The following is a 22,597-nucleotide window of genomic DNA, read 5'->3' on the forward strand; positions in this document are numbered from 1 at the left end:
TGATATAGCGCACCCTAGGGTGCCGGGCGTGACCCGCGCAACCCTCTTGCAGTTAATCGCACCCCGCTCTAAGCCTGCGCCTATGCCAACTGCTGAATTCGCCCATGTGCGTGCCTGGGTCTTTGACCTCGACAACACGCTTTATCACCCTTCTGTCCGCCTCTTTGATCAGATCGAGGTTCGGATGACGGCCTATGTGATGGAGGCGCTTGGCGTGGACAAGGCCGAGGCAGATCGGCTGCGCGTCCACTATTGGCGCGAGCACGGCACCACACTGGCGGGCCTGATGCGCGAACATGACCTTGATCCCGATCCATATCTGGTGGACGTGCACGACATTTCGTTTGATGCTTTGCAACCCGATGCGGATCTGCACGCCCGCATCCGTGCGCTGCCCGGGCGGCGGATTGTCTACACCAACGGCTCGGCGCCTTATGCCGAGCAGGTGCTGGCAGCGCGGGGGCTTTCGGGTCTTTTTGATGCGATCTATGGCGTGGAACATGCGGGCTACCGGCCCAAACCCGAACACAGTGCCTTTGAAGAGGTGTTCACCCGCGACGGGCTGGACCCGGCCGTGGGTGCGATGTTTGAGGATGAGCCGCGCAACCTTGCAGCCCCCCACGCGATGGGGATGAAAACGGTCCATGTGGCCCCCGACCCGGTGGAAGAACCCCATATCCACCACCACACAGACGATCTGAGCCACTTTTTAACTCGGTTGACCGGGTAGGACAGGATGCCGCCTTGGCCCGGCGGCGCAAAGGCATATGTCCTGGTGTAACGAAAGGCACATCATGCGCGACATCACCCCTTGTGATATTCTGATTTCCGGCGGCGGCATTGCTGGCCTGACCGCAGCGGCGGCCTTTGGCGCTGCGGGCTTTGATGTCATCTGTGTCGATCCCACCCCGCCCGTGACCGAGCGTGAGGCGACAGGGTCAGACATGCGCACAACGGCCATGCTGCAACCTGCCCGCGACCTTTTGGAGCAAGCTGGTCTTTGGGAGGCCCTTGCCCCCCATGCCACCGCGCTTGACGTGATGCAGATCGTGGACGCGGGCGGCACTGACGGATCAGCACGCGAAATCAGAGCCTTCCGCGCCAGCGATGTGTCCGATCTGCCCTTTGGCTGGAACCTGCCCAACTGGCGATTGCGCCGGGAAATGGTCGCGCGGCTTGAGGCGATGGACCGCGTGGATTTCCGCCCCGGCGTTGGCACACGCAGTCTTTTGGGTCGCACTGCCGAGGCGCGTGTGGGGCTCTCTGACGGCAGCCGTATCAGCGCACGGCTCGTAATCGCGGCAGACGGGCGCGCGTCGCCCATGCGCACCGTGGCCGGCATCGGCGTGACCACCCGTCGCTATGGGCAAAAGGCGCTGGCCTTTGCCGTAACGCACCCGATTCCGCACCAGAATGTGTCGACCGAAGTGCACCAGACCGGCGGGCCGTTCACCCTTGTTCCTTTGCCTGATCATGATGGAATGCCGTCTTCTGCCGTTGTCTGGATGGACGATGGGGCGGCCAGCATGGCGCGGATGCAAGCGGATGTCGCCGATTTCGAAGCAGAGATGACAGCGCGCAGTTGTCATATGCTTGGCCCTCTTACGCTGGCGTCGCGGCGCACGATTTGGCCCATCATCAGCCAATATGCCGAACGGCTGAGCGCGGCCCGGCTTGCTCTGATCGCGGAGGCCGCACATGTGGTGCCCCCGATCGGCGCGCAGGGCCTGAACATGAGCCTTGCGGACACCGCGACCCTGCTGGACCTCGCACAGAAGCGCCCTGAAGGCCTTGGGGATGCGGCGATGCTTGACGCCTATCACCGGGCACGCATGGGCGACATTCGGATGCGTGTGACGGGGATCGACCTTTTGAACCGCGCCAGCCAAGCGTCTTCTACAATGGCCCGCGATGCACGTGCCTTTGGGCTGAAAACCCTGCACGAAGTGGCGCCTGTGCGCAAAACGCTAATGCAACTGGGTCTTGGAACACGCAGCGCAGGTTAGGCAGAGGGCGTTTGCGGCCCTACGCTGTGCTGCTGTACTCTTTTAGTTGGTCGGTTTCAGCGCCTTTATCAGATCGTCATAAAGGGCGACGCGCTCTTCTTCGCTCAAAAACGCGCCGATTTCGACTTCGCGTCCCATGCCTTTGAGCGTCACATATTGCGGCACTGGCCCCTCGCGGTCGTATTTGATCACTTGCGCCCAGTAGCGGTTGCAGTCCCATTCTTGTGTGTCGCCCTTTGGATTGGTGCGAACCAGATGTGCCTGATCGTCGCTGAGGGTCAGCACTTCGATGATTTGTCGCGCCCGCCGATTGCGCCGCAATGCAAAGTAGATGCCCCACACCGCCAGCATCAGGAACGGCAACAGCCCCCACAGCACCACGCTGCCCAGAAGCGGCAGGGCCGGAATCAGGATCAGGGTGAACGTGGACAGCACAAACGCCGCCATGCCTTTTTGCGGCAGGGAGTTGTGTGGCCACAGGTGCAGTTCCTGCGTTGGTGCGTCTGGTGCTGTTGTCCACTGATAGGGCATGGGGAAGAGTATATGGCCCGCAGCCAAAAAGTCGAAGGGCAGGGTGTCGCGGGGCAGTGTGCGTCCCGCGACAGATGGTGAGCCTTGCGAAGTCCTAAAGATCAATCGCGCCTGTGAGCGGCGCGCTTGAGGGGGCAGGGGTAAGGTTGCGCTGTTGCGTGGCACCTGAGGCCAGGTCTTCGCGGTAAAGTTTGAGCAGGCCTTTGGTGCCGTCGGGCAGGCTCGCAATGGTGCCAAGCGTTGTGTCCCCGGCGGCTTCTGCCCGAAGGTAAGAACTGGTCAGCAGTTTTTGCTGAAAGCTGGTCAGGGTGCCTGTTTCGTCATAGCCCATATAGCTTTGGTATTCGGAAATGGCGCGGCGTGTGGCGGGCCCGATGCGCCCGTCTATGTGCCCCGCGTTAAATCCGAAGTAGGCGAGCGACGACTGAATCTCGCGCCCTTCCGGTGTCGCCGGGATGCTGGTGCGATACGTCTTTTTCGGAGCCGCGCGGCGGGGTGCCGAGGTGTAGGTCTGCGGGGCGGCGGCACGGGACCGCAGGCGTTGCTGTTCCTCGCGTGCCAGTTTTTGTTTGCGCACCTCTTTTTGGATCAGCGCACCGGCCACGCCGCCAAGGACGGCACCGGCCAGGAAGTCGCGGGTATCGGCGCTTGCTCGCGTGGCGGGGACAAGGGTGAGCGCGGTTGCCAGAACGGCGGATGTAAGTTTGATCGGTAACATGTGTTGGGTCCTTTTTTCTTGGTCCTGCGACAGACGAGGCACAGCGTTTGGGCGGCGTGATCCACGGGGTGGCAGTTGAGAAAGAGTATGTTCCGGGTTGGCGCGCCGAAAAGGGCGCACGGCTTTTGCCTGTGTGGCCCGGCGAGGGTCTGCCAAAGGTGCGGGTTTGACAGGCAGCGTCCTGCCGGAACAGGCGCTTTGTTATTGCATATCAAGTGGGGCGCGGCGGGCAGGGTGCTGGCAGGTGCCTGATCGCCGTGGCGTACCAAAGCAAAAGGCCCCAGCGTGACACCGGGGCCTTTTGAATTTTCACTTTACAGCTTTGCTAGTGCGAATGCTGTTTGTCCCAGTCTTCCTGCTTTGGCAGGATTTCGAACGTGTGCTCTGGCGGTGGGCTGGGCAGTGTCCATTCCAGCGTGTCCGCATACTCGTTCCATGGGTTGTTTTCTGTCACCACCGCACCTTTGCGCAGCGAGTAGATGATCACCCCAAAGAAGAACAGGAACGACGCAAAGCTCAGGAACGCGCCCCATGAGGACCATGCGTTCCAGTAGGCGAATGCCTCGGGATAGTCGATGTAACGACGTGGCATGCCCTGACGACCCAAGAAGTGTTGGGGGAAGAAGGTCAGGTTGGCCCCGATAAACATTGTCCAGAAGTGCAGTTTGCCCGCCCATTCAGGGTACATGCGACCCGTCATCTTGGGGAAGTAGAAGTAGATCCCCGCAAAGATGCAGAACACGGCCCCAAGCGACATCACGTAGTGGAAGTGAGCCACCACATAGTAGGTGTCGTGATAATAGCGATCGACCGCAGCCTGCGACAGAACGATGCCTGTAACGCCACCCAAGGTGAACAGGAACAGGAAGCCGAAGGCCCACAGCATGGGTGTTTTCAGCTCAACCGAACCGCCCCACATGGTCGCGATCCAGCTAAAGATCTTGACCCCTGTGGGCACCGCGATGACCATCGTGGCCAGCATAAAGTAGGCCTGTTGGTTCAGCGACATACCGACCGTGTACATGTGGTGCGCCCACACGACAAAACCCAGCACACCAATGGCGATCAACGCCCAGACCATCGGCAGGTAGCCGAAAACGGGCTTGCGCGAGAACGTCGCAATGACGTGGCTGATGATGCCGAAGCCGGGCAGGATGATGATGTAGACCTCTGGGTGTCCGAAGAACCACAGGATGTGCTGGTACAGCACAGGGTCGCCGCCACCGGCAGGATCAAAGAAGGTAAAGCCAAAGTTACGGTCCATCAGCAGCATGGTGATCGCACCGGCCAGAACAGGCAGGGACAGCAGGATCAGCCAGCTTGTGATGAAGATCGACCACGAGAACAGCGGCACTTTGAACAGGGACATGCCAGGGGCACGCATGTTCAGGAATGTCGTGATCATGTTGATCGCACCAAGGATCGAGGACGCGCCCGACACGTGGACCGCGAAGATCGCAAGGTCCATGGACATACCCTGTTCGTTGGTCGACAGCGGCGGATACAGCACCCAGCCGACACCTGATCCAAGCTGACCATTGCCACCCGGTGCCAGCACCGAACAAATCGCCAGCGTGGTGCCTGCGACGTAAAGCCAGAAAGACAGGTTGTTCATCCGTGGGAACGCCATGTCCGGCGCGCCGATCTGCAAGGGCATGAAATAGTTGCCAAATCCGCCAAAGAGGGCAGGGATGACCACAAAGAACATCATGAGAATGCCGTGACCCGTGATCAGAACATTCCAAAGATGCCCGTTGGGCGTACATTCGCCAGCGGCAGCCGCTGTGAGGCGCGCGCCTTCCATGCACATGTACTGGACACCGGGGTCCATCAGCTCAAGGCGCATGTAAACGGTAAAGGCCACCGACACAAAGCCGACGACGGCTGAAACGATCAGGTACAGAATACCAATGTCTTTGTGGTTGGTGGACATGAACCAGCGAGTGAAAAACCCGCGCTCGTCTTCGTGTTCGTGGCCGTGAATGGCTGCGTCTGCCATGCGGTGCCTCCTAAATATGTGTTCTCGCCGCGCGCGGGGTTCCCTACCACGCAATGCGTTGGACCCGTTCTAGAGTTTTGCACTCAGCGCTTCAATAACTGATCTCACGTTTAACCGGGGTGAATTGTCGCGCATTGTCGCCCAAATTGCCGCTTTTTCCTACTCTGCCATGCCATGAAGTTGGGCCTGTCGCAGAATAATGCCGCATTTTTGCTAAGTGGTCGTCAAACTTCGTTCATTGTTCGACCGAATTTGCCGAGTACGTCACCGTCAAATGTGCGCAAGGCACAGTATTTATTGAGTGATTGAGTAATATGGCAACCAACGACAATACGAATCCAGGCACTGAGGACGATCAGGTCATTTCCGGCACCACCGGGACGGACACGCTGACGGGTGCGCTTGGCTCTGACACCATCAATGGCGGCGCGGGCGCTGACGTTCTGAGCGGGGACGGTCCGGTTGCGGGCAGTTGGCTGTTTGAGGCGTATGATTACAATTTCAGTTCAAGCGCTGGACAAGCTTTTGACATTGAAAACGGGACACTGACCGGAACGGGTTACGTCACTGATTTCAATGAAAGTGGATTAACCAGCACATTGCGCAATGACGGGGTGAACAACCCTGCGGATTTCGGTGTCATCTACACCAGCACGCTAAACACGACTTTGGGCGGTACCTACCGTTTGACGACGCGTTCTGATGATGGCTCAACCATTCAGATATTTGATTCCAGCGGCAATCCATTGTCCTTTGACAACCAGACTGGTGGCACGCTGGATTATTTGAACAATGACTTCCACCAAGGTGCCAGAACGCGCTACGGCGATGTCGAGCTTGACCCCAACGAAACCTACACCATCCAGATCCGCTATTGGGAAAACCAGGGCGCGGATGTTCTGTCGGCGACGATTTCAGGCCCCGACACAGGCGGCGCCGCTGAAGACCTTTTGACCACTGACATGATTGGCATCCCTCCGGGTCCGCTGAATTCTGTCACTGGCACCCCGGCAGGGGTCGAGGGCGATGATGTACTGGATGGCGGTGCGGGCGATGACACCGTTTCCGGCGACGGCGGCGATGACACGCTGATAGGTGGTGCCGACAATGACAGTTTGATCGGCGGGACGGGCGATGACAGCCTGACCGGAGATGGCGGCAATGACACCCTTGAGGGTGGTGCCGGATCGGACGAACTCGAAGGTGGTTCGGGCGATGACGTTATCACAGGCGATGACGGATCTATCGAGACGACTATTTACAAGGATGATTTTGAGGGCACGGTTGAGGGCTGGTCCAATAACCAGACCGAAACGGATTCCGGCCTTGGCACCTCTTTGGGCCGTTTCGGCAGCCCGGATGGCACAATCGCGACCCAGCGCACCTTTGATATCGGCTCTGACGCCGAACAGATCAACGTGGCGTTCGACGCTCTGCTGTTGGACACTTGGAACGGCGAAGATTTTATCATCACTGTCAACGGCACCGAAGTCCGCGTGCCGTATCTTGAAGGGGATGCAAGCGACCCGGCTCCACAGGCATTTGTCGGACCGGACGGCGCGACATACAGCTTTACCTTCACCAATCAGGCACAGGGCGACCTTGGTTACTCTACCGGTGACGATGCGATCCTCAATGTCGCGCTGACCATCACGGATGCTCCGGGCAGTCTGACGATTGGCTTTGGCTCGGATCTCAACAGCACGATCGCAAACGAAAGTTTTGCGATCGACAATTTCAGCGTGGTCCGCGTCGACACCGCCAACGATACGATCACTGGCGGGACGGGCAATGACACGTTGACGGGCGGGGATGGCGATGACGTCTTTGTCTACACCTCTGGCGACGGCGACGATGTCATCACGGACTTTAACACCGGCAACACCGGTGGGATCGAGGATGACGATCAGGCCAACAACGACTTTATCGACCTGTCTGCATTTTATACCCATCTGGGCGAGTTGCGGGCCGACCTTGCGGACAACGGTATTCTTGACCAGTCGGTTGGCGACTTCACGGACAACACCGCCCTTGGTGGGTCTCTCACGTTCACCGGAGTGCCGGGCAGTGATCTGACTTTTGACAACACCAACGTGGCCTGTTTCACGCGCGGTACCCTGATCGAAAGCGTTGATGGTCCGGTGCCTGTGGAAAAGTTGCGCAAGGGTATGCGTCTGAAGACGTTGGACAATGGCAACCGTCTTGTACGCGCGGTCTTGCGCCGCGAAGTGGATGCGCGCGGCGACCTTGCGCCGATCCACATCTGTGCTGGTGCCCTTGGCAACACCCGCGATCTGCTGGTGTCGCCGGCGCACCGGATGTTGATTTCGGACTGGCGGGGACAGATGTTGTTTGGAGCGGATGAGGTGCTGGTGAGTGCAGCGAACCTTGTGCGCGGCGATCTGGTCTACCGTGCGCCGCGTCCACGCATCACCTATTATCACATCTTGATGGACAGCCACGAGATCATCTTTGCCGAAGGGGCCGCGACCGAAAGCTTTCACCTCACCCGCGAGGCGGCTGAAGCGGTTGAATATGGCCATAGTGAAGAGGATGCTGTTGCGGCTGAAATCGCGCGGATGTTCCCAGAACTTTTGGCTTGTGCCAGCAAATGTGCCCGCCCAGCCGTCAAGGGCTATGAGGCGCGTGCGTTTGCAGGTTTGCTGGGCTAATCCGCGCCGAAAATCTGCGTGAACCGCTGTTTCAAGGCGACATCCACATCGTCCATGGTGACGGGCAGGCCAAGGTCAACCAGAGATGTCACGCCGTGATCTGCAATCCCACAGGGCACGATGCCGTCAAAATGAGACAGGTCCGGTTCAACGTTGATCGACAGCCCGTGAAAGCTGACCCATTTGCGCAGGCGGATACCGATGGCGGCGATCTTGTCTTCTGCCGGTGATCCGTCGGGCAGGGGGGGCTTTTCTGGTCGTTCAACCCAGACGCCGACGCGGCCCTGCCGAATTTCACCGCGCACGTTGAAGGTATCCAGCGTGGCGATCACCCACGATTCAAGCTGGTGCACAAAGGCGCGCACATCTTGGCCGCGTTTGCCCACATCCAGCAGCGTGTAGGCCACTCGCTGGCCCGGGCCATGATAGGTGTATTGGCCGCCGCGCCGGGTTTCGAACACGTCAAAGCGGTCGGGGTCCGTGAGGTCTTCTGCCTTGGCCGAGGTGCCTGCGGTGTACAAAGGGGGGTGTTCGAGCAGCCATATGCATTCATCGGCCTCGCCTGCCGCAATGGCGGTGGCGCGCGCCTCCATCCATGCCTCGGCCTGGCGGTAATCGGTGAGGCCCTCAGTGGTGATCCATTCGACCATGGGGATCAGGCGGCTGCTTCTTCTTGGGCGACTTGCCGCAGGATTTGCGCGTAAGCATCTGCGCCCTGCGCCCCTGTCACGAGGTATTTTTGTGCAAAGATCATGGACGGCACGCCCGAAATGCCGTGCCCCGTCCAGAACGCCTGTTTTTCACGTACGGAGTCGGCCAGCGCGCCGGACTCAAGCACCTGCGCCGCGTCATCGCGCACAATGCCGACGGATTCGGCTACGTCCAGCAACACCTGCTGGTCGGACACGTCGCGCTGCTTGGTGAAATGAGCCTCAAACAGCGCCAGTTTCAGCGGGTGTTGCAACCCAACGCTCAGCGCAAATTCCAACAGTTGATGGGCAGCAAAACTGTTTACGATTTTGCTGTCCGGCGAAAACTGAAAGTCGATGCCCAGAGTTGCCCCAAGCTGTTGCAGCTGCGCGCGGTTTTGCGCCGACTGTTCGGGGCTTGAACCGTACTTCTCTGCGATATGCTCGCTCAGGTTCTGCCCTTCAGGTCCCATGGCGGGGTTCAACTCGAACGGTTGCCAGCGAATTTGAGCACCCATGCCAGTGACGCCAAGCGCTTGTTCGAGCTGGCGAAATCCGACGATGCACCACGGGCACATCACGTCAGACACGATGTCGATCTGGATCACGGGGGCTGTGTCTGGGGTGCTCATCTGTGGGGCGGTCCTTTTGCAGGGGTGCAAACCTACATCATGCACATTTGCGTATAATTCAAGCAGGGTTGACTGTGCGAGGGGGCGGGTAAGGAAATAATGACTGTGCGAATCCCGAACCGATGGTACGCTGATGATGTATTATTCAGGAGATTTTTCATGCTCACCAAGACCATTACTGCATCCGTTCTAGCCCTGTCATTCGCCATACTCCCTGCAAGCCGAGTTGCTGCGGATGCGGGTGACTTTGTGGCCGGAGCCATTATCGGCGGGGTCATCGGCCATGCCGCAACCAAAAACAGTCAACGCAGAAAGTCATCGTCCAGCACCTATGCCCGTCCCCGGATTCCTTCGACCCAAGAGGGGCGGGAGATTCAGGCCTCGCTAAACTATTTCGGGTTCAATGCGGGCACGGTGGATGGCCAGTTGGGGCAGCGGTCGCGCAATGCGGTGTCGTCCTATCAGGCGTACCTTGGCTATCCTGTCACCGGCTATTTGTCTCCGTTTGAACAGAACCTGCTGATCAGTTCCTACAACCGGGCCCAAGCCGGTGGCTATGCGGTCACCCAACAGGTTGCGACCAACCCGGATGGCACGCGTGGCTTGCTCAAGACCTACCGCGCCGAACTGGCGGGCCAGACCGCGGCCCCTGTTCAGGGCACAACGATTGTTGTGGCACCACAGCCTGCGGCCCCCGCGACCACCACCACAACGACGACTGTGGTGGCCGCGGCCCCAGCGCCCGCACCGGCGGCAGAAGCCCCTGCGGCTGGTTTGCCGAGCTTCCTTGGCGGGGGCGCATCCCCATCGCTTGCGTCGCATTGCAACACCGTGTCGTTGCTGACCAACAGCAATGGCGGCTTTACCACGGCTGCGGCCATGACCGACCCCAACGTGGCGCTGAACGAACAGTTCTGCCTTGCGCGCACCTATGCCATTGCCAAGAGCGAAGATATGATAGCCAAGGTGCAGGGCTTCACCCCGGATCAGATTGCCGCCCAGTGCGAACAATTTGCCCCCGCGATGCAGCCTCATGTGGCCGCTCTGGCGCTCAAACCCCAGCCCGAAGTTGTGAGCGGCGTGGCAGCGTTCATCCTGACCACAGGCATGTCGCCTGCGCAGCTTAAGGGCACCGCGCAGATCTGCATGGGTGTCGGGTATCGCACGGACAACATGGAAGTGGCCCTTGGCTCTGCCCTGATGCTTTATGCCATGGGGGATCATGTCTATGGCGAATTGATGGGGCACCATCTGGCCCAAGGGTTCGGCACATCTCAGCGGGTGGACACGGCGCGTGTTTGGTATGCCGAAGGCATCCGGGCAATGGACAGCGGCGCGCCTGCTGTCTTTGCCCCTGGTCAGCCCGAGCGTACCGAGCTTTTGCGCAAAGCGTCGCTCAGCCTTGGGACTTCCAATTCCAGTGTGGTCCCTCAGCAGCCGCAAGTGCAGCCTGCTTCACTGCCTAGCTTTGGCGTTGCCAGCGACTAAGGACGCGCACTCAGCAACATCAAATGACCGGGGTCTTGGCGGGCCCCGGTTTTTCTTTACGAAGTGCTCTTGGCAAGGGATGCGTTCGCCGCTAAAGACCCTTCACCAAGTCAAGGCATGCGGCCGTGGCGGAATTGGTAGACGCGCAGCGTTGAGGTCGCTGTGAGGTAACACTCGTGCGAGTTCGAGTCTCGCCGGCCGCACCATATGTTTCCATCAATTTATTGATTTTAAACAATACATCTGGATGTATTGTTCGTGTATCCACCTCAATATCCACCCTTGGCACTGTGGGTGATCATTGAAGATGGTCATAAACTGAGGATTCGGCTTTCTGAATCTTTGGCCTTTATTGGCCACGCATCCGACAGAAAGGCAGCGAGCGCCATCAGAGGTCGCTGAGGTTGCCAAACTTCTGAGAGATGAAATCCGCCCATCCAAGGGTGCTGCGGTATTCCGCGTCCTCCAGTTCGTCCACTAGCCGGTGATACGTCCGCCAATACATGCCTTTAGGTTTGATACCTTCCATCAGGTCCGGGTCATCCGCCTAGCCTAGTCGCTCTCGTATCTTGTCGGCCTGCCGTTGGCCGCGCTGAAAATCGGCTTCACGCTGAGATGGGTAAATTAGCTGACAACAATGCCGACACGCGAATATCTGTCCCCCATAGAGCTTTGCCACCCGTCGCCCACATCCGCGCGCCGGGCAGGCGAACCACTCGCGATAGCCGCCATAGTGACATGGCTGGGAAAGCAAGCGGACAGGATAATCGTGGCTCTCCCATTCGTCGCCATAGTCTCGGCTGCGATAAATGAGCCTGACTTGTCCGTGCGCTGTCTGCACTTGGATATTGGCAACCTTTTCGCCGTCGATGGACCATCGCCATCCAAAGCGCCTTCCCGGAGTCAGGAAGCCCTCGCGCGCCCACCGCCGCACATCAATGCTGCGATAGTTTGCTGTGGTGTTCTTGACGTTCCATTACCAGTGTCTTCCGCTGCCGATGCCACCCATTTTCGTTTTCGTATTTTGTCGAAATCATAAACGAATTTTGATTACTTGCGAAGCCGGTGTTCACTTAATGCTCCACTTATGGCTTGGCCCAATTCAGTTCCCTCAGACCTCGCTAAAGCGCCGGATGAAATCGCGCGCTATCGCGACGCACCTGCGTCATCAGACGTTTGGGAGGTTCTGAAAGAATGGCTTGAGCAAAATGGCGTGACGCCACCGTCTCGCGAAGCCTCGGATAAATGGCGGAGTTGAAAGGTGTACAGTGGAGAGATCAATCACGGCGGTCTGCACCAATGACTGCTATTCCGGACAAAGCAGCCTTTCGCCGCATCGCCCACCAATCACCGCCTTGCGGACGAAGCAGTCATTTGCTGCATGCTATGTCCGAAGACTAAGCGGTCGAACTACGCGCAAAATTGCGCGAGACCAAGGATCCCGCTTTCACGACTATCATCTATTGGACCTGTTATACTCGAAAACGGTGTCGCAACGTCCATGACATAAATTGACTACTCGATAAACTTTTCGATCTTGGGCAGTTGGTAGTCGCCGCTGAACAGTGCTTCACCTGGGCCGTAAAAGCGAAAGTAGGGAAACCACCCGCCTCCTGTGGCTGTGGGCACATAGTTCGATTCCGAAACGCCGTCTGGTAGTTCGGGACCGAAGACGACGCGTACACTGCCATCTTCGTTGACTTCAAGGTCCTCTGTCGACGCGACCCCATACTTTTCGAAGCCGTCAAGAAAGGTTGCATCCTCGAAATCATAGACCAAAACCGACCAGAACTGGCTTACGGGCACATCAGGTGGCACAACCAGACTGTAGGTCGTTCCTCCATCGAGGCGTTCGTCGTCAGCATCCCTGCTGGTCAGCAAATACATCGTGGGGGGTGCCGTCAGATTGAACTCTTCGGCAGAGGTATAAAATGCAAAGAACGAGCTGCCACGGTCATCAAGTGCAATCGCACCAGAGTCCAAGAGCCAACTAAATGTCGTTTCATAAGAAGACGCTGGGGTTAGAACCGTCCATCCATTCCCCATTTCCTGTTTCTCAGAATGATTGTCGAAGTAGGCTTCTTGCAGAAAAACCTTCGCTTCATTTGCAGCATGATCGAGGATCTCAAGCTCGCGCTCTGTGGGCGTGAACTCTCGCCCCTTTTCAATTCCCAAGCGGCGCAACATTCCAAGTGCAACAGCATCTCGTTCTTCAAGGTTCTCGCTCTGAACAAACTCATCAATCAGCACAAATAACGAGCGATCGAACTCAACGACGCCATCAATATCCATTCCCTGTACATCCAAGTACTGGGTTTGCGCGGGTTGCCCAGGGTCGAAGATTTTCAGTTTTTTGGTGAACTCTTCGGCCGCGGCCAACGAATTGGGTGAGGCATCGGGAATAATCGGTCGTAGGAGTGTATAACCGTTTAACGTTGTTTGAGGCAGGACATAATCCGCATCAAACGTGTCCCCGTCGTATCCTTCAGGCACAATGAGGTAGCTAGCACCAGCACCTTTATCCCGTCCTTTCGCACCGACGTCGGCAAGTGGGCGCTGCCAAATGTCCATTAACGTACCCCAAAGCCCGAGGTCATCTTCCGTGGGCGGCACGTCGATCATTACGGGGCCGTCGGCGATGTTCCAAAACGCCATCACATAGGGCGTCGTATTATTTGGAGTTGTCACCGCTGCCCTGTAGTCTTGGATCTTGGAGAAGTAGCAGACAACGTTGTAATCACAGCCCACCTCTGCAAAACCATCCCTCATCGCAAGTGCGTTCGTCAGCGGCATCGCCCAAACAGCGGTTTCCACAGCGCGGCGATGAACCATCTTTTCCTGTGTCGAAAGCTCGGACGGAAGCGCATCGTTCTGCGCAATCGTTTGGGTGGCAAACCAAGTTGTTCCGGCAAGAACTACTGCAAACGCAACTGTAGCTTCTTTCATGGTTTATAGATCTCCGTCAAAGTAATTGAGCTGTTTCGGTGGAAAGTAGGGCTGAATTTGGGTTGTCAAAACAAAAAAAGAAAAACGTGTCCCGCTGCAAAATTTCCGTGATGGAACCCAATTGCATTTGCCAAGCCAGGCTTTTTTCGGAAAGAATTGAGCTTCGTAAAGGTTGCAAAACCTGGCCTAAGATCAACGTCGGCTTTGGGCTCAGAGCAGTCGTTCGCTGCGGTGTGTACGAACGAACGCTGTGCGGACACTTGCGACATTCCCGTATCGAAACAGCCAGAGCAATTCCAGTCCCGCTCCCACACATGACCGCCAAACCTGCATGGCTTTCGGGGGTCAGTTCAGCCTTGCTTTGGCAAACAATACGGTTTCATCGTTGTGCAAGGTCCCGTGCTGCAGATAAAACTCGTAACCCAATCCGAGCCCGTCAATGTAGGACGGAATAGTGTGGAAGTCTTCGAGCTTGTGATAGACGCAAATTGCCAAAGTGGGTCTGTCGCGTTCCAAAATCCTCTTCGCCCCTTTGAGGGCCGCCAGTTCAGCACCCTCAATATCCATCTTGATGTAGTCTATCCGCTCAATTGGCTTGCTCCCGGCGAGGTCGTCGATACTCAGCGTCTCGACCTTCGCCTCGTTTCGGTACTCCCGATAGCGAGGCAGGACAAAAGACAATAGTTTGTGTTTCAAACGGCGCGTGGCAGACCTGCTATCGACGACCAGATGCGTCGCGGGCCCGCTCCCTCTTACGCTGAACGCTTGTCCTGAAATTTCACCAACCGGGGCCTGAACGACGTCCGAACGCTGCGACAGGTCTGGATTCAATGCGAGATTCCGTCGGAAAATGGCGAGATTGCTCGGTGAAAACTCGAACGAGAAAACTCGCCCGGTTGCACCGACCGCGTGCAGGAAGAAAAGCGACGTTCCACCAAAACACGCGCCACAATCCAGAACGGTGTCACCTTTCGCGGGCGCGATCACCTGATCAGCGCCTCTGTACACATATTGGGAATGAGAGAATTCGTTGATGACGCCGAATGCCTTCGTGAAGATCTTCACATTGAAACCGAACGGATTGAGATCAAAGAGAGAGAGTTGCCCCCCACCCGGTTCAGTAAACTTTTCCGGCGTCTCAGCCTCAACGTTTTCCAGCGTCTCTCGCGTTAACCAGAAGTCGGCGCAATCAAGCGGCAGCGGTACATAGGGCCAACCCAGTATGCGGTAGGCCAGTACTGTCAGGAGGGTCTGTCGCGACAGATCATCGTGCATCGCCTGGTAGAGCCAAGTCCACTCGTCTGAATGCCGCTCCAATAGCGCGATAGACTGAGCAACCCTGTCCTCGGCGGTAGCTGCACCTTTGGGCACGTCGTATCCATCCGGTTCCATCCCCTCCGATGAACGGGGATCCCTCGTGACCTCTTCCGACTGTGCGAGACCCTCCAGCACCAGTCGCATATCTTGAAAAAATGAATCTGTTTCGCTACTAAGATACCGCGTGGACACCGGTGGGGCTTCGGCAATTGAAAGCTCTTTCATCTGCATTTTGAAGTCTTGCATGGTTCATCCCGAGTACAGTCAGTCTTTACGCCACCCAGAAATCGTATATCCGCCTCACTTGCAAGTCACACAGATCGTTTGTTCGAAACGGATTCCCTTGCATCGCGGATGCGGATACGTTTAACTTTCCCGCCCAATATCGTCATGAGCTTCTAAGTTTGCTACATGAGCAACAGCTTTGGATAGCTGAACGGCCGTTCCGGGCTCAGAGTTGTCGTTCGCTGCAATTTGCATCAATGTCCGCTTTGCCACCAACCGTCAGCTTTTGGTTTTGCATGCCCAAAGCCTGGCGACTTGAGTCGTGGCAGCTTCTGAGAGGTGGTTGGTTCTTTGGTCATTTGAAGTCCTGCCTATGGCTATGAGTCCTGACTCCAGAAACATGATCCCCCGCACCCGACGTGTTGCAATGGTCGCTGGTATGAGATGAATTCCCATACATTTCATTGCATGTGTGCAGTGGCTTTCCCGCAGCGTTTTGAAAGCGTGATGGGCGGACGTTTCTGGGCTGGTTTGAGGCCGAGAACAGTCTGTTTCTTGGGTCGCAACAAAACCGAACAATTTTTGTGGTATTATAGAGATGTAGTTTATTGAGTTTGAGGATTGGTTATGAGTAAGCAAGAAGCTGTATCGCGGTTGGTGACATTGATCTGGCAGAGGTTTCGCGGGGTCCCAATTGAAGACGTCGAACGCGCGCTTGTGAAAGAAGGCTGGGCCATTGGCGCGGTGCGCAAAGCAATAAATGCCTACCGTTCAGCCCGACAATTCATCTGACAACAATTCGATACCTTCAAATGCATCATGCGCTCCATTGATGCGTACGACCGCCACCGCGGTGCAGCGTGATTTCTTGCTGCACGCGCGCGGGAACGTCCGCTTATTTTGATTGGATAGAGCCACCGCGCATGTCTGACCCAAGACTGTGCAACTTTTACGATGTTTCGCCCCGTCGGCGGTAATCCCTGCCATCCACCTTGCGGTTCGCGTCTCACATTGTCATGCATATGCCATGACCACTGCACCGCCTCTTATGGTGTTCTCCGATCTGGACGGCACCCTGATCGATCAGCACACCTATGACTGGACACCTGCGGGGCCCGCTCTTAACGCGCTGAAAGAGGTGGGGGCGGGGGTTGTTCTTGCCAGCAGCAAGACGGCTGTTGAGGTTGACGCCTTGCGCAGCGAAATGGGGTTGTCGGGCTGGCCTGCGATTGTCGAAAACGGCGCAGGGTTGCTGGGCGCGCATGCGGCGCCCGACAGCATGGTGGATCAATACACGCGTTTGCTGGCTGCCCTTGATGCGTTGCCGGATGCGTTGCGCAGTTCGTTTGTAGGCTTTGACGACATGAGCGCGGCGGAGTTGTCTGCTGCAACCGGTTTGTCCGCGAAAGGGGCCGATCAGGCGAAACAGCGCGCATTTTCCGAACCCGGCACATGGTACGGATCGCAAGAGGAAAAAGAAGCGTTTCTGAGCCAGTTGCAAGAGCAGGGCATTGTCGCGCAGCAAGGCGGGCGGTTCCTGACACTTTCCTTTGGCGGAACCAAAGCTGAACGGGTGAGCGCCCTAAAGATGGAATACGCACCCAAGATTACAATCGCGCTTGGCGATGCGCCAAACGACATAAGTATGCTGGAGGCATGTGATTACGGGGTCGTGATTGCCAATCCCGCCCGTGCGCCGTTGCCGCCGCTGAACGGCGAAGACGGTGGGCGCATCCACCGCACAACAGGTGCAGGGCCTGCCGCTTGGAACGAAGCGGTGTTGGATTTCTTGGCACGACACAACTTGACGTAAGGACAGACTTTTTGGCCGACTTTCACCAGAACGGAAACATTGCCACCCTGCACAATCTGCGCACGCGCTCTTCGGCGGAACTGGCCGACGAACTCGTGTCCTTTGCGCAGACGCGCAAGATTTCCCTGATCCTCCCCTGCCTCTATTCAGAGCTGGAAGGGGACGCGATGCCCCATATTCTCTCTGAACTGTCCAAGGTGACGTATCTGCATCGGATCATCATCGGCCTTGATCGCGCAGACGAGGCGCAGTTTCGTCATGCAAAAGCGTTTTTTGAAGGGTTGAACCAGAACCATATCGTGATCTGGAACGACAGTCCGCGCATGCTGGAACTGGGGCGGCGTCTTGAGGCGATGGGGCTTTATCCGGCAGAGCAGGGCAAGGGCAAGAATGTGTGGTCAGCCCTTGGTTATCTGATTGCCTGTGCTGACAGCGCGGTGATGGCCATTCACGACTGTGACATCCTGACCTATGACAACGAGATGCTGGCGCGTCTTGTGTACCCGGTGGCGAACCCGAACTTTCCTTATCAGGTGGCTAAGGGGTACTATCCGCGCATCGGTGGGGATCGCTTGAACGGGCGGGTGACGCGCCTACTGGTTAGTCCGCTGCTGATCGCATTAAAGCGGGTGATAGGGGATCGCGACTATATCGATTACCTGCGTAGTTTCCGCTATCCGCTGTCGGGCGAATTTGCGATGCGCACAGGTATCCTGCCTGATTTGCGTATCCCGTCTGATTGGGGCCTCGAAATCGGGGTGCTGTCAGAAGCCTGGCGTAATCTGGCGCCCAAGGCGGTCTGTCAGGTCGAAATTTCGGACGCTTACGATCACAAGCATCAGGACCTCAGTGCGGATGACGCCAATGAGGGGCTTAGCCGCATGTCCACCGACATCTGCAAGGCCATCTTTCGCAAGCTGGCCGCAGATGGAACCGTCTTTACAGCCAATGTGTTCCGGACACTCAAGGCCACCTATTACCGCAGCGCGTTGGATCTGCTTGAGGCCTATTACAACGACGCCAAGATGAACGGGCTGTCCATTGACCGGCACAGCGAAGAACGTTCAATCGAGTTGTTTGCTGAAAATATCATGCGGGCCGGGCAGGTGTTTATCGAAAACCCGCATGAGACACCGTTTATACCCACGTGGAACCGCGTGCATTCGGCTGATCCCAGCTTTTTGACCGATATGCTGGCGGCGGCGCGCGCTGATGATGCCGAATTTCAAAGCGTTTGATTGACGACAGACGAAGACCGGTTCAAGTCCGGTTTGTGATCCACCGGCATTGATAGGGTGCCAGCGTGATCGTACCGTCAGACGTGTCAATCACCTCGCCCGTCAGCAGATCCACCCAATCTTCATCATCAATCAGGTTCATCGCATCGGTGGCCAGCTCTACCGTCTTTGCACTCACATTATGCAGGGCAAAGATGGATTGATGGCGATCAAGGCTTTGGCGCCAGACTCCAAACACGTCATCCCGCAAGGACATGGTGAATTGCGTGGCATTGGGGTGAAAGGCGGGTTGTTCGGCGCGAATTTTCAACCGGTCTGACAACGCCGCGAGCACACGTGCGTGGGCCGTGGTTGGGTCATCCAGCACCGCGTTCAGTGACGGATAGTCCCAGTTGTGTCGGTTGATCGCACGGTTCATGCCGCGCCGCGCCACCTGTTCGTGATCGTTGCGCGTGCCTAGCATCGAATGGATGTAAAAGGCCGGTATCCCTTCCAGCGACATCACAATAGTCTGAGAACAGATGAAGCGATCAAAGTGATAGCCGTCGGGTCCGTCAAACGTGCGCCCCGTCGCCTCATAAAAAGTGGTGTTGATCTCGTAAGGCGCCTCACCGCCGCCGGGCAGGGCGCGCATGGACACCAACCCGCCAATGTCCTTGATCACGTCGATCATCTTGTCCTGCTCTTCTTTGGGCAGGATGCCTTCGGCGGGGCGCATGCCAATGCCATCATGGCTGGCGGTAAAGTTCAGGTAGGCACAGCCCAATTGCGCGGGCGGCATCCCCTTTTGCCACTTTTGGAGATAGGCGGCCGACCCCGACATCATCGCATGCAGGATGAGCGGGGGCAGGGGGAAGTTGTAGATCGCGTGCGCTTCGTCCCGTTTGCCGAAATAAGACAGGTTTTCGGCCTTGGGCACGTTGGTTTCAGTCAGCAGGATCACCGTCTCGGCCGCGTAATCACACAGCAGGCGCATCAGTTTCACCACCGCATGGGTTTGGGGCAGGTGGATCGAGGGCGAGCCGATTTCTTTCCACAGGAACGCCACCGCATCGAGGCGAATGATCTGCACCCCGTTGTCCACATGCAGGCGGATGATGCGCAGGAATTCGAGAAGCACTTCGGGATTGCGGAAATCCAGATCGATCTGGTCGTGGCTGAACGTGCACCAAACATGACGCGCGCCATGCGTGGTTTCGACCTTTTGCAACAGCGGCGTGGTGCGCGGGCGGACCACCATGTCGAGATCGTCATCGGGCGACGCCTCGAAAAAGAACCGATCATAGGGGGACTGGCCCTGCCGGTAGGCATTAAACCACGCGCCCTGGCTTGAGACGTGGTTCAGCACCAGATCGGACATAAGATGGAATTCGTTTGCGATGCGGTTGATGTCCGGCCAGTCGCCCAGTTGTGGGTTTACAGCACGGAAATCAGAAACGGCAAAGCCATCGTCCGAGGTGAACGGAAAGAAGGGCAGGATGTGCACGCCGTTGACCACACCCTTCATCCTGCGCAACAGAAAGTCGTGCAGCAGGTCGAGCGGTTTGTGCACCCCGTCCACGATGGAGTTGCCATAGGTAATCAGCAGGGCGTCTTTTTCAGTCCACAGGTTGTTGGCGGGTTGGCGTCCCCGTTTGCGCGGCTTGGTGCCTTCGGGCCAGAACGCGTCCACAATCTTGCTGGACAGAATATCGCGGTCGAGATCGGGATAGATCTGTTCAACCAGTTTGGACAGCCGTTGGCCAAAGTTGTTTTTGCTTGGGAGCATCGCGCAGCTATGTCCGGTGTTTTGAGTTGCAGTGCTTTGAGAGAAGCACCGTTTTCGCGGCCTTGCCTAGTCAAAACAAACGGATTCGGGAATGCTGTGTCTCCATCGTGTTGCAAATGCACAGAAGTTAGGGCCTGCGCGGCGAACCTCTCTTGTTCTGTGTGCGTGGTGGGCCTTGCACGTTGTGCACGCTTTGTGTCCAATCGGGCGCGAGCAGGGGGAGAACAAGGGCCAAAATGACGGGCGTGCTGGATGGATTGCGGGTTGTCGAATTTGCCGGGCTGGGGCCTGCACCGCTGGCCGGGCAGTTGCTGGCTGATATGGGCGCGCAGGTCACAGTGATTGACCGCGCATCTGCGCCTGTCGATCCCACGGATGTGAACCGGCGGGGCAAACGCTCGGTCGCGCTAAACCTTAAATCCCCCCAAGGACGCGACGTGGCGCAGGCCCTGATGGCCCAGTCCGATATTCTGATAGAAGGGTTCCGTCCCGGCGTGATGGAACGCCTTGGGCTTGGCCCCGAAACGTGCCCCGATACGCTGATTTATGGCCGCATGACAGGTTGGGGGCAGTCCGGCCCGATGGCGCATGTCGCCGGGCACGACATTACATACCTTGCGACAACGGGCGTGCTCAGCCTGATGGGCAGCGCGGATGCACCGCCCAAGCCGCCGCTGAACCTAGTCGCGGATTACGGTGGTGGTGCGCTGTTTTTGGTCTGTGGGCTGTTGGCGGCGGTGATCTCGCGCGGTGTGACGGGCAAAGGGCAGGTGGTGGATGCGGCCATGATTGACGGCGTTCCAGCCATGATGGGCCTGATCCACGGGATGATGGCGAAAGGCGATTGGCGCGAACCACCTGGTACCAACTGGTTGGATGGGGGCGCGCCATTTTATCGCTGCTACCGTTGTGCGGACGGGCGTGATGTGGCCGTTGGCGCGCTGGAGCCGCAGTTCTATGCGCTGTTGCTGGACGGACTGGGCCTGAGTGATGCCATGCTCCCAGACCAGAATGACCGGGGCAGTTGGCCTGACATGACGGCCCGCTTTGCGATCATTTTTGCGCGCCACCCCCGAGACCACTGGGCCGAGGTGTTCTCGGGCACTGACGCGTGCGTCGCCCCCGTCCTGTCGATGGATGAAGCGGCAAAGGATGCTCATCTGGCACCACGCGGGACTTATGTAGAGGTCGGTGGCGTGCGCCAATCAGCACCTGCGCCGCGTTTTTCGCGCGCGCCTGCGGGAACTTTGCCTGCACCCGCAGCCCCCGGTGCGCAAACGGACGTGATCTTGGCAGAGTTGGGCTATGACGCGTCAGCCATTCGCGACTTGCACGATGGCGGGGTCTGTACGTGAGGGCACTGATCGCAGGGGCCGGGATCGGCGGGCTTGCCAGCGCGATTGCGCTGGCCCTGCGTGGCTGGGAGGTCGCCGTTTTCGAACAGGCCCCCAAACTGACCGAGATCGGCGCGGGCCTGCAGATATCCCCAAACGGCTGGCGTGTTCTTGAGGCTCTTGGTGTCGCGGAGGCCTTGCAATCTACTTTGTTTGAACCCGAGGCCATCGAGATGCGTATGGGGCAGGGCGGGGCGCAGATTTTTCGACTGCCGATGCGCGGATTCGCCCGCGACCGGTGGGGTGCGCCCTATATTCATATTCACCGTGCGGATCTTGTCGGCGCACTTGAGGCGCGACTGCTTGGTTTGCAAATCGGTGCCATTCGCACCGGGCACGCGGTTGCTGGCTATGAACAGACAGAGGATGCCGCCTCCCTGACAATGGCAGATGGAACTACGCACTTAGGCGACATCGTGATCGGCGCAGACGGGCTGCATTCAGTGATCCGCACGCAGATGCTGGGCGCTGACACCCCGCGCTACACCGGTAACGTGGCGTGGCGGGCGGTTGTACCTATTGAGGCGCTGGGCGCACTCGCGCCGCCGCCAACGGCCTGCGTCTGGGTGGGGCACAAACGGCACGCCGTCACCACGCGATTGCGGGCTGGCAACCTCGCGAACTTCGTGGGTATGGTGGAAAGCGACATTCCGACAAAGGAAAGCTGGCGGGCCGAAGGACATCGGGCAGACGCTGAGGCCGCCTTTGACGGCTGGGCCCCGGAAATCCGCGCGATCCTCGACAACGCCGATGTTCTGCATCACTGGGCACTGTTTGATCGTGCACCACTGCCGCACTGGCACGAGGGACGCGTGGCGGTGATGGGGGATGCGGCGCACCCGATGCTGCCGTCGATGGCGCAAGGGGCGGTGCAGGCATTGGAGGATGCATGGGTCCTGTCAAAAAGCCTTGAGGAGAAGGCCACACCGCAAGACGGGTTTGCCGCCTATTTCAGACAGCGGATCGACCGCGTTTCGCGTGTGCAAAAGGGATCAGCGGCAAATGCGCGATTGTTCCATCACGCCCACACACCGGGGCGCTGGGGTTTTTATAGGCCAATGGGGCTGGCGGCACGGCTTGCTCCCAACGCGTTTCATGCGCGTCAGGACTGGGTCTACGGCCACGACGTAACAGGCGCGGGCTAAACCCGCGCCTTTGCCA

18 protein-coding genes and 1 tRNA gene are annotated in these 22,597 nt (G+C 57.9%); 10 read left to right on the forward strand and 9 right to left on the reverse strand.

Going from position 1 to position 22,597, the window contains the following annotated elements:
* The first annotated feature begins 82 nt into the window (after positions 1-82).
* Positions 83-730, forward strand: a complete 648-nt coding sequence (locus DHN60_RS19390) for a pyrimidine 5'-nucleotidase (RefSeq protein ID WP_108838973.1) — start codon at positions 83-85, stop codon at positions 728-730.
* Positions 731-794: 64 nt separating this feature from the next.
* Complete coding sequence (locus DHN60_RS19395; protein ID WP_108838974.1) at positions 795-2,006, forward strand: UbiH/UbiF family hydroxylase; 1,212 nt, start codon at positions 795-797, stop codon at positions 2,004-2,006.
* Positions 2,007-2,048: 42 nt separating this feature from the next.
* Here the strand turns inward: DHN60_RS19395 and DHN60_RS19400 are convergent, their stop codons facing one another.
* The 3 genes from DHN60_RS19400 to ctaD all read right to left on the reverse strand — a co-directional run bounded on the left by DHN60_RS19400 (position 2,049) and on the right by ctaD (position 5,254).
* Positions 2,049-2,537: a DUF2244 domain-containing protein gene (locus DHN60_RS19400; RefSeq protein WP_108838975.1), complete on the reverse strand. Its 489-nt coding sequence runs from the start codon at positions 2,535-2,537 to the stop codon at positions 2,049-2,051.
* Between the two features lie 94 nt (positions 2,538-2,631).
* Complete coding sequence (locus tag DHN60_RS19405) at positions 2,632-3,255, reverse strand: peptidoglycan-binding domain-containing protein (RefSeq protein ID WP_108838976.1); 624 nt, start codon at positions 3,253-3,255, stop codon at positions 2,632-2,634.
* 325 nt (positions 3,256-3,580) lie between these two features.
* Positions 3,581-5,254 (reverse strand): cytochrome c oxidase subunit I, encoded by a 1,674-nt coding sequence (gene ctaD, locus DHN60_RS19410; protein ID WP_108838977.1) that lies wholly within the window; start codon positions 5,252-5,254, stop codon positions 3,581-3,583.
* 314 nt (positions 5,255-5,568) lie between these two features.
* Here ctaD and DHN60_RS19415 point away from each other — a divergent pair, with 314 nt between their 5' ends.
* The gene (locus DHN60_RS19415) at positions 5,569-7,926 is read left to right on the forward strand and encodes a Hint domain-containing protein (RefSeq protein WP_108838978.1); all 2,358 of its coding nucleotides are present in this window, start codon (positions 5,569-5,571) and stop codon (positions 7,924-7,926) included.
* On the opposite strand, the gene lipB is transcribed toward DHN60_RS19415, so the two are convergent.
* Together lipB and DHN60_RS19425 are read right to left on the reverse strand one after the other, a co-directional pair.
* Entirely contained in the window at positions 7,923-8,576 is a 654-nt protein-coding gene (gene lipB, locus DHN60_RS19420; RefSeq protein WP_108838979.1) for a lipoyl(octanoyl) transferase LipB, read from the reverse strand. The two genes, DHN60_RS19415 and lipB, sit on opposite strands and share 4 nt — an antisense overlap.
* 5 nt (positions 8,577-8,581) lie before the next feature.
* Complete coding sequence (locus DHN60_RS19425) at positions 8,582-9,247, reverse strand: DsbA family oxidoreductase (RefSeq protein WP_108838980.1); 666 nt, start codon at positions 9,245-9,247, stop codon at positions 8,582-8,584.
* A gap of 159 nt (positions 9,248-9,406) precedes the next feature.
* Between DHN60_RS19425 and DHN60_RS19430 the strand changes: the two genes are divergently transcribed.
* Entirely contained in the window at positions 9,407-10,735 is a 1,329-nt protein-coding gene (locus tag DHN60_RS19430; RefSeq protein WP_159089300.1) for a peptidoglycan-binding domain-containing protein, read from the forward strand.
* Positions 10,736-10,854: 119 nt separating this feature from the next.
* Positions 10,855-10,941 (forward strand) — tRNA-Leu (locus tag DHN60_RS19435).
* A gap of 182 nt (positions 10,942-11,123) precedes the next feature.
* Here DHN60_RS19435 and DHN60_RS22405 read toward each other — a convergent pair.
* From DHN60_RS22405 to DHN60_RS19445, 3 genes are all read right to left on the reverse strand, one after another.
* Positions 11,124-11,264, reverse strand: coding sequence for a hypothetical protein (locus DHN60_RS22405; protein ID WP_159089301.1), 141 nt, complete (start codon positions 11,262-11,264; stop codon positions 11,124-11,126).
* 986 nt (positions 11,265-12,250) lie between these two features.
* Positions 12,251-13,681, reverse strand: a complete 1,431-nt coding sequence (locus DHN60_RS19440; protein WP_108838982.1) for a DUF1214 domain-containing protein — start codon at positions 13,679-13,681, stop codon at positions 12,251-12,253.
* Between the two features lie 345 nt (positions 13,682-14,026).
* The gene (locus DHN60_RS19445; protein ID WP_108838983.1) at positions 14,027-15,244 is read right to left on the reverse strand and encodes an FkbM family methyltransferase; all 1,218 of its coding nucleotides are present in this window, start codon (positions 15,242-15,244) and stop codon (positions 14,027-14,029) included.
* Positions 15,245-15,850: 606 nt separating this feature from the next.
* Between DHN60_RS19445 and DHN60_RS22410 the strand changes: the two genes are divergently transcribed.
* The 3 genes from DHN60_RS22410 to DHN60_RS19455 all read left to right on the forward strand — a co-directional run bounded on the left by DHN60_RS22410 (position 15,851) and on the right by DHN60_RS19455 (position 18,274).
* Positions 15,851-16,015, forward strand: a complete 165-nt coding sequence (locus tag DHN60_RS22410; RefSeq protein WP_159089302.1) for a hypothetical protein — start codon at positions 15,851-15,853, stop codon at positions 16,013-16,015.
* 235 nt (positions 16,016-16,250) lie between these two features.
* Positions 16,251-17,036, forward strand: coding sequence for a mannosyl-3-phosphoglycerate phosphatase (locus DHN60_RS19450; RefSeq protein ID WP_108838984.1), 786 nt, complete (start codon positions 16,251-16,253; stop codon positions 17,034-17,036).
* Between the two features lie 11 nt (positions 17,037-17,047).
* On the forward strand, positions 17,048-18,274 hold the full coding sequence (locus DHN60_RS19455) for a glycosyl transferase (protein WP_108838985.1): 1,227 nt from the start codon (positions 17,048-17,050) through the stop codon (positions 18,272-18,274).
* Positions 18,275-18,296: 22 nt separating this feature from the next.
* On the opposite strand, the gene DHN60_RS19460 is transcribed toward DHN60_RS19455, so the two are convergent.
* Positions 18,297-20,042 (reverse strand): sugar phosphorylase, encoded by a 1,746-nt coding sequence (locus DHN60_RS19460; protein ID WP_108838986.1) that lies wholly within the window; start codon positions 20,040-20,042, stop codon positions 18,297-18,299.
* Positions 20,043-20,278: 236 nt separating this feature from the next.
* Between DHN60_RS19460 and DHN60_RS19465 the strand changes: the two genes are divergently transcribed.
* Both DHN60_RS19465 and DHN60_RS19470 read left to right on the forward strand, forming a co-directional pair.
* Positions 20,279-21,397: a CaiB/BaiF CoA-transferase family protein gene (locus DHN60_RS19465; protein WP_108838987.1), complete on the forward strand. Its 1,119-nt coding sequence runs from the start codon at positions 20,279-20,281 to the stop codon at positions 21,395-21,397.
* Positions 21,394-22,581, forward strand: a complete 1,188-nt coding sequence (locus tag DHN60_RS19470; protein WP_108838988.1) for an FAD-dependent monooxygenase — start codon at positions 21,394-21,396, stop codon at positions 22,579-22,581. Before DHN60_RS19465 ends, DHN60_RS19470 begins: the two co-directional genes overlap by 4 nt.
* Positions 22,582-22,597: the final 16 nt, after the last annotated feature.

The organism is Tateyamaria sp. Alg231-49, assembly GCF_900143535.1.
In the GTDB taxonomy this organism is placed as follows: Bacteria; Pseudomonadota; Alphaproteobacteria; order Rhodobacterales; family Rhodobacteraceae; genus Tateyamaria.

What these genes read in the sequence shown, in the direction of transcription:
- DHN60_RS19390 (WP_108838973.1), top strand. Translation starts at nt 83, where the DNA reads ATGCCAACTGCTGAATTCGCCCATGTGCGTGCCTGGGTCTTTGACCTC.
- DHN60_RS19395 (WP_108838974.1), top strand. Translation starts at nt 795, where the DNA reads ATGCGCGACATCACCCCTTGTGATATTCTGATTTCCGGCGGCGGCATT.
- DHN60_RS19400 (WP_108838975.1), bottom strand. Translation starts at nt 2,537, where the DNA reads ATGCCCTATCAGTGGACAACAGCACCAGACGCACCAACGCAGGAACTG.
- DHN60_RS19405 (WP_108838976.1), bottom strand. Translation starts at nt 3,255, where the DNA reads ATGTTACCGATCAAACTTACATCCGCCGTTCTGGCAACCGCGCTCACC.
- ctaD (WP_108838977.1), bottom strand. Translation starts at nt 5,254, where the DNA reads ATGGCAGACGCAGCCATTCACGGCCACGAACACGAAGACGAGCGCGGG.
- DHN60_RS19415 (WP_108838978.1), top strand. Translation starts at nt 5,569, where the DNA reads ATGGCAACCAACGACAATACGAATCCAGGCACTGAGGACGATCAGGTC.
- lipB (WP_108838979.1), bottom strand. Translation starts at nt 8,576, where the DNA reads ATGGTCGAATGGATCACCACTGAGGGCCTCACCGATTACCGCCAGGCC.
- DHN60_RS19425 (WP_108838980.1), bottom strand. Translation starts at nt 9,247, where the DNA reads ATGAGCACCCCAGACACAGCCCCCGTGATCCAGATCGACATCGTGTCT.
- DHN60_RS19430 (WP_159089300.1), top strand. Translation starts at nt 9,407, where the DNA reads ATGCTCACCAAGACCATTACTGCATCCGTTCTAGCCCTGTCATTCGCC.
- DHN60_RS22405 (WP_159089301.1), bottom strand. Translation starts at nt 11,264, where the DNA reads ATGGAAGGTATCAAACCTAAAGGCATGTATTGGCGGACGTATCACCGG.
- DHN60_RS19440 (WP_108838982.1), bottom strand. Translation starts at nt 13,681, where the DNA reads ATGAAAGAAGCTACAGTTGCGTTTGCAGTAGTTCTTGCCGGAACAACT.
- DHN60_RS19445 (WP_108838983.1), bottom strand. Translation starts at nt 15,244, where the DNA reads ATGCAAGACTTCAAAATGCAGATGAAAGAGCTTTCAATTGCCGAAGCC.
- DHN60_RS22410 (WP_159089302.1), top strand. Translation starts at nt 15,851, where the DNA reads ATGAGTAAGCAAGAAGCTGTATCGCGGTTGGTGACATTGATCTGGCAG.
- DHN60_RS19450 (WP_108838984.1), top strand. Translation starts at nt 16,251, where the DNA reads ATGACCACTGCACCGCCTCTTATGGTGTTCTCCGATCTGGACGGCACC.
- DHN60_RS19460 (WP_108838986.1), bottom strand. Translation starts at nt 20,042, where the DNA reads ATGCTCCCAAGCAAAAACAACTTTGGCCAACGGCTGTCCAAACTGGTT.
- DHN60_RS19465 (WP_108838987.1), top strand. Translation starts at nt 20,279, where the DNA reads ATGACGGGCGTGCTGGATGGATTGCGGGTTGTCGAATTTGCCGGGCTG.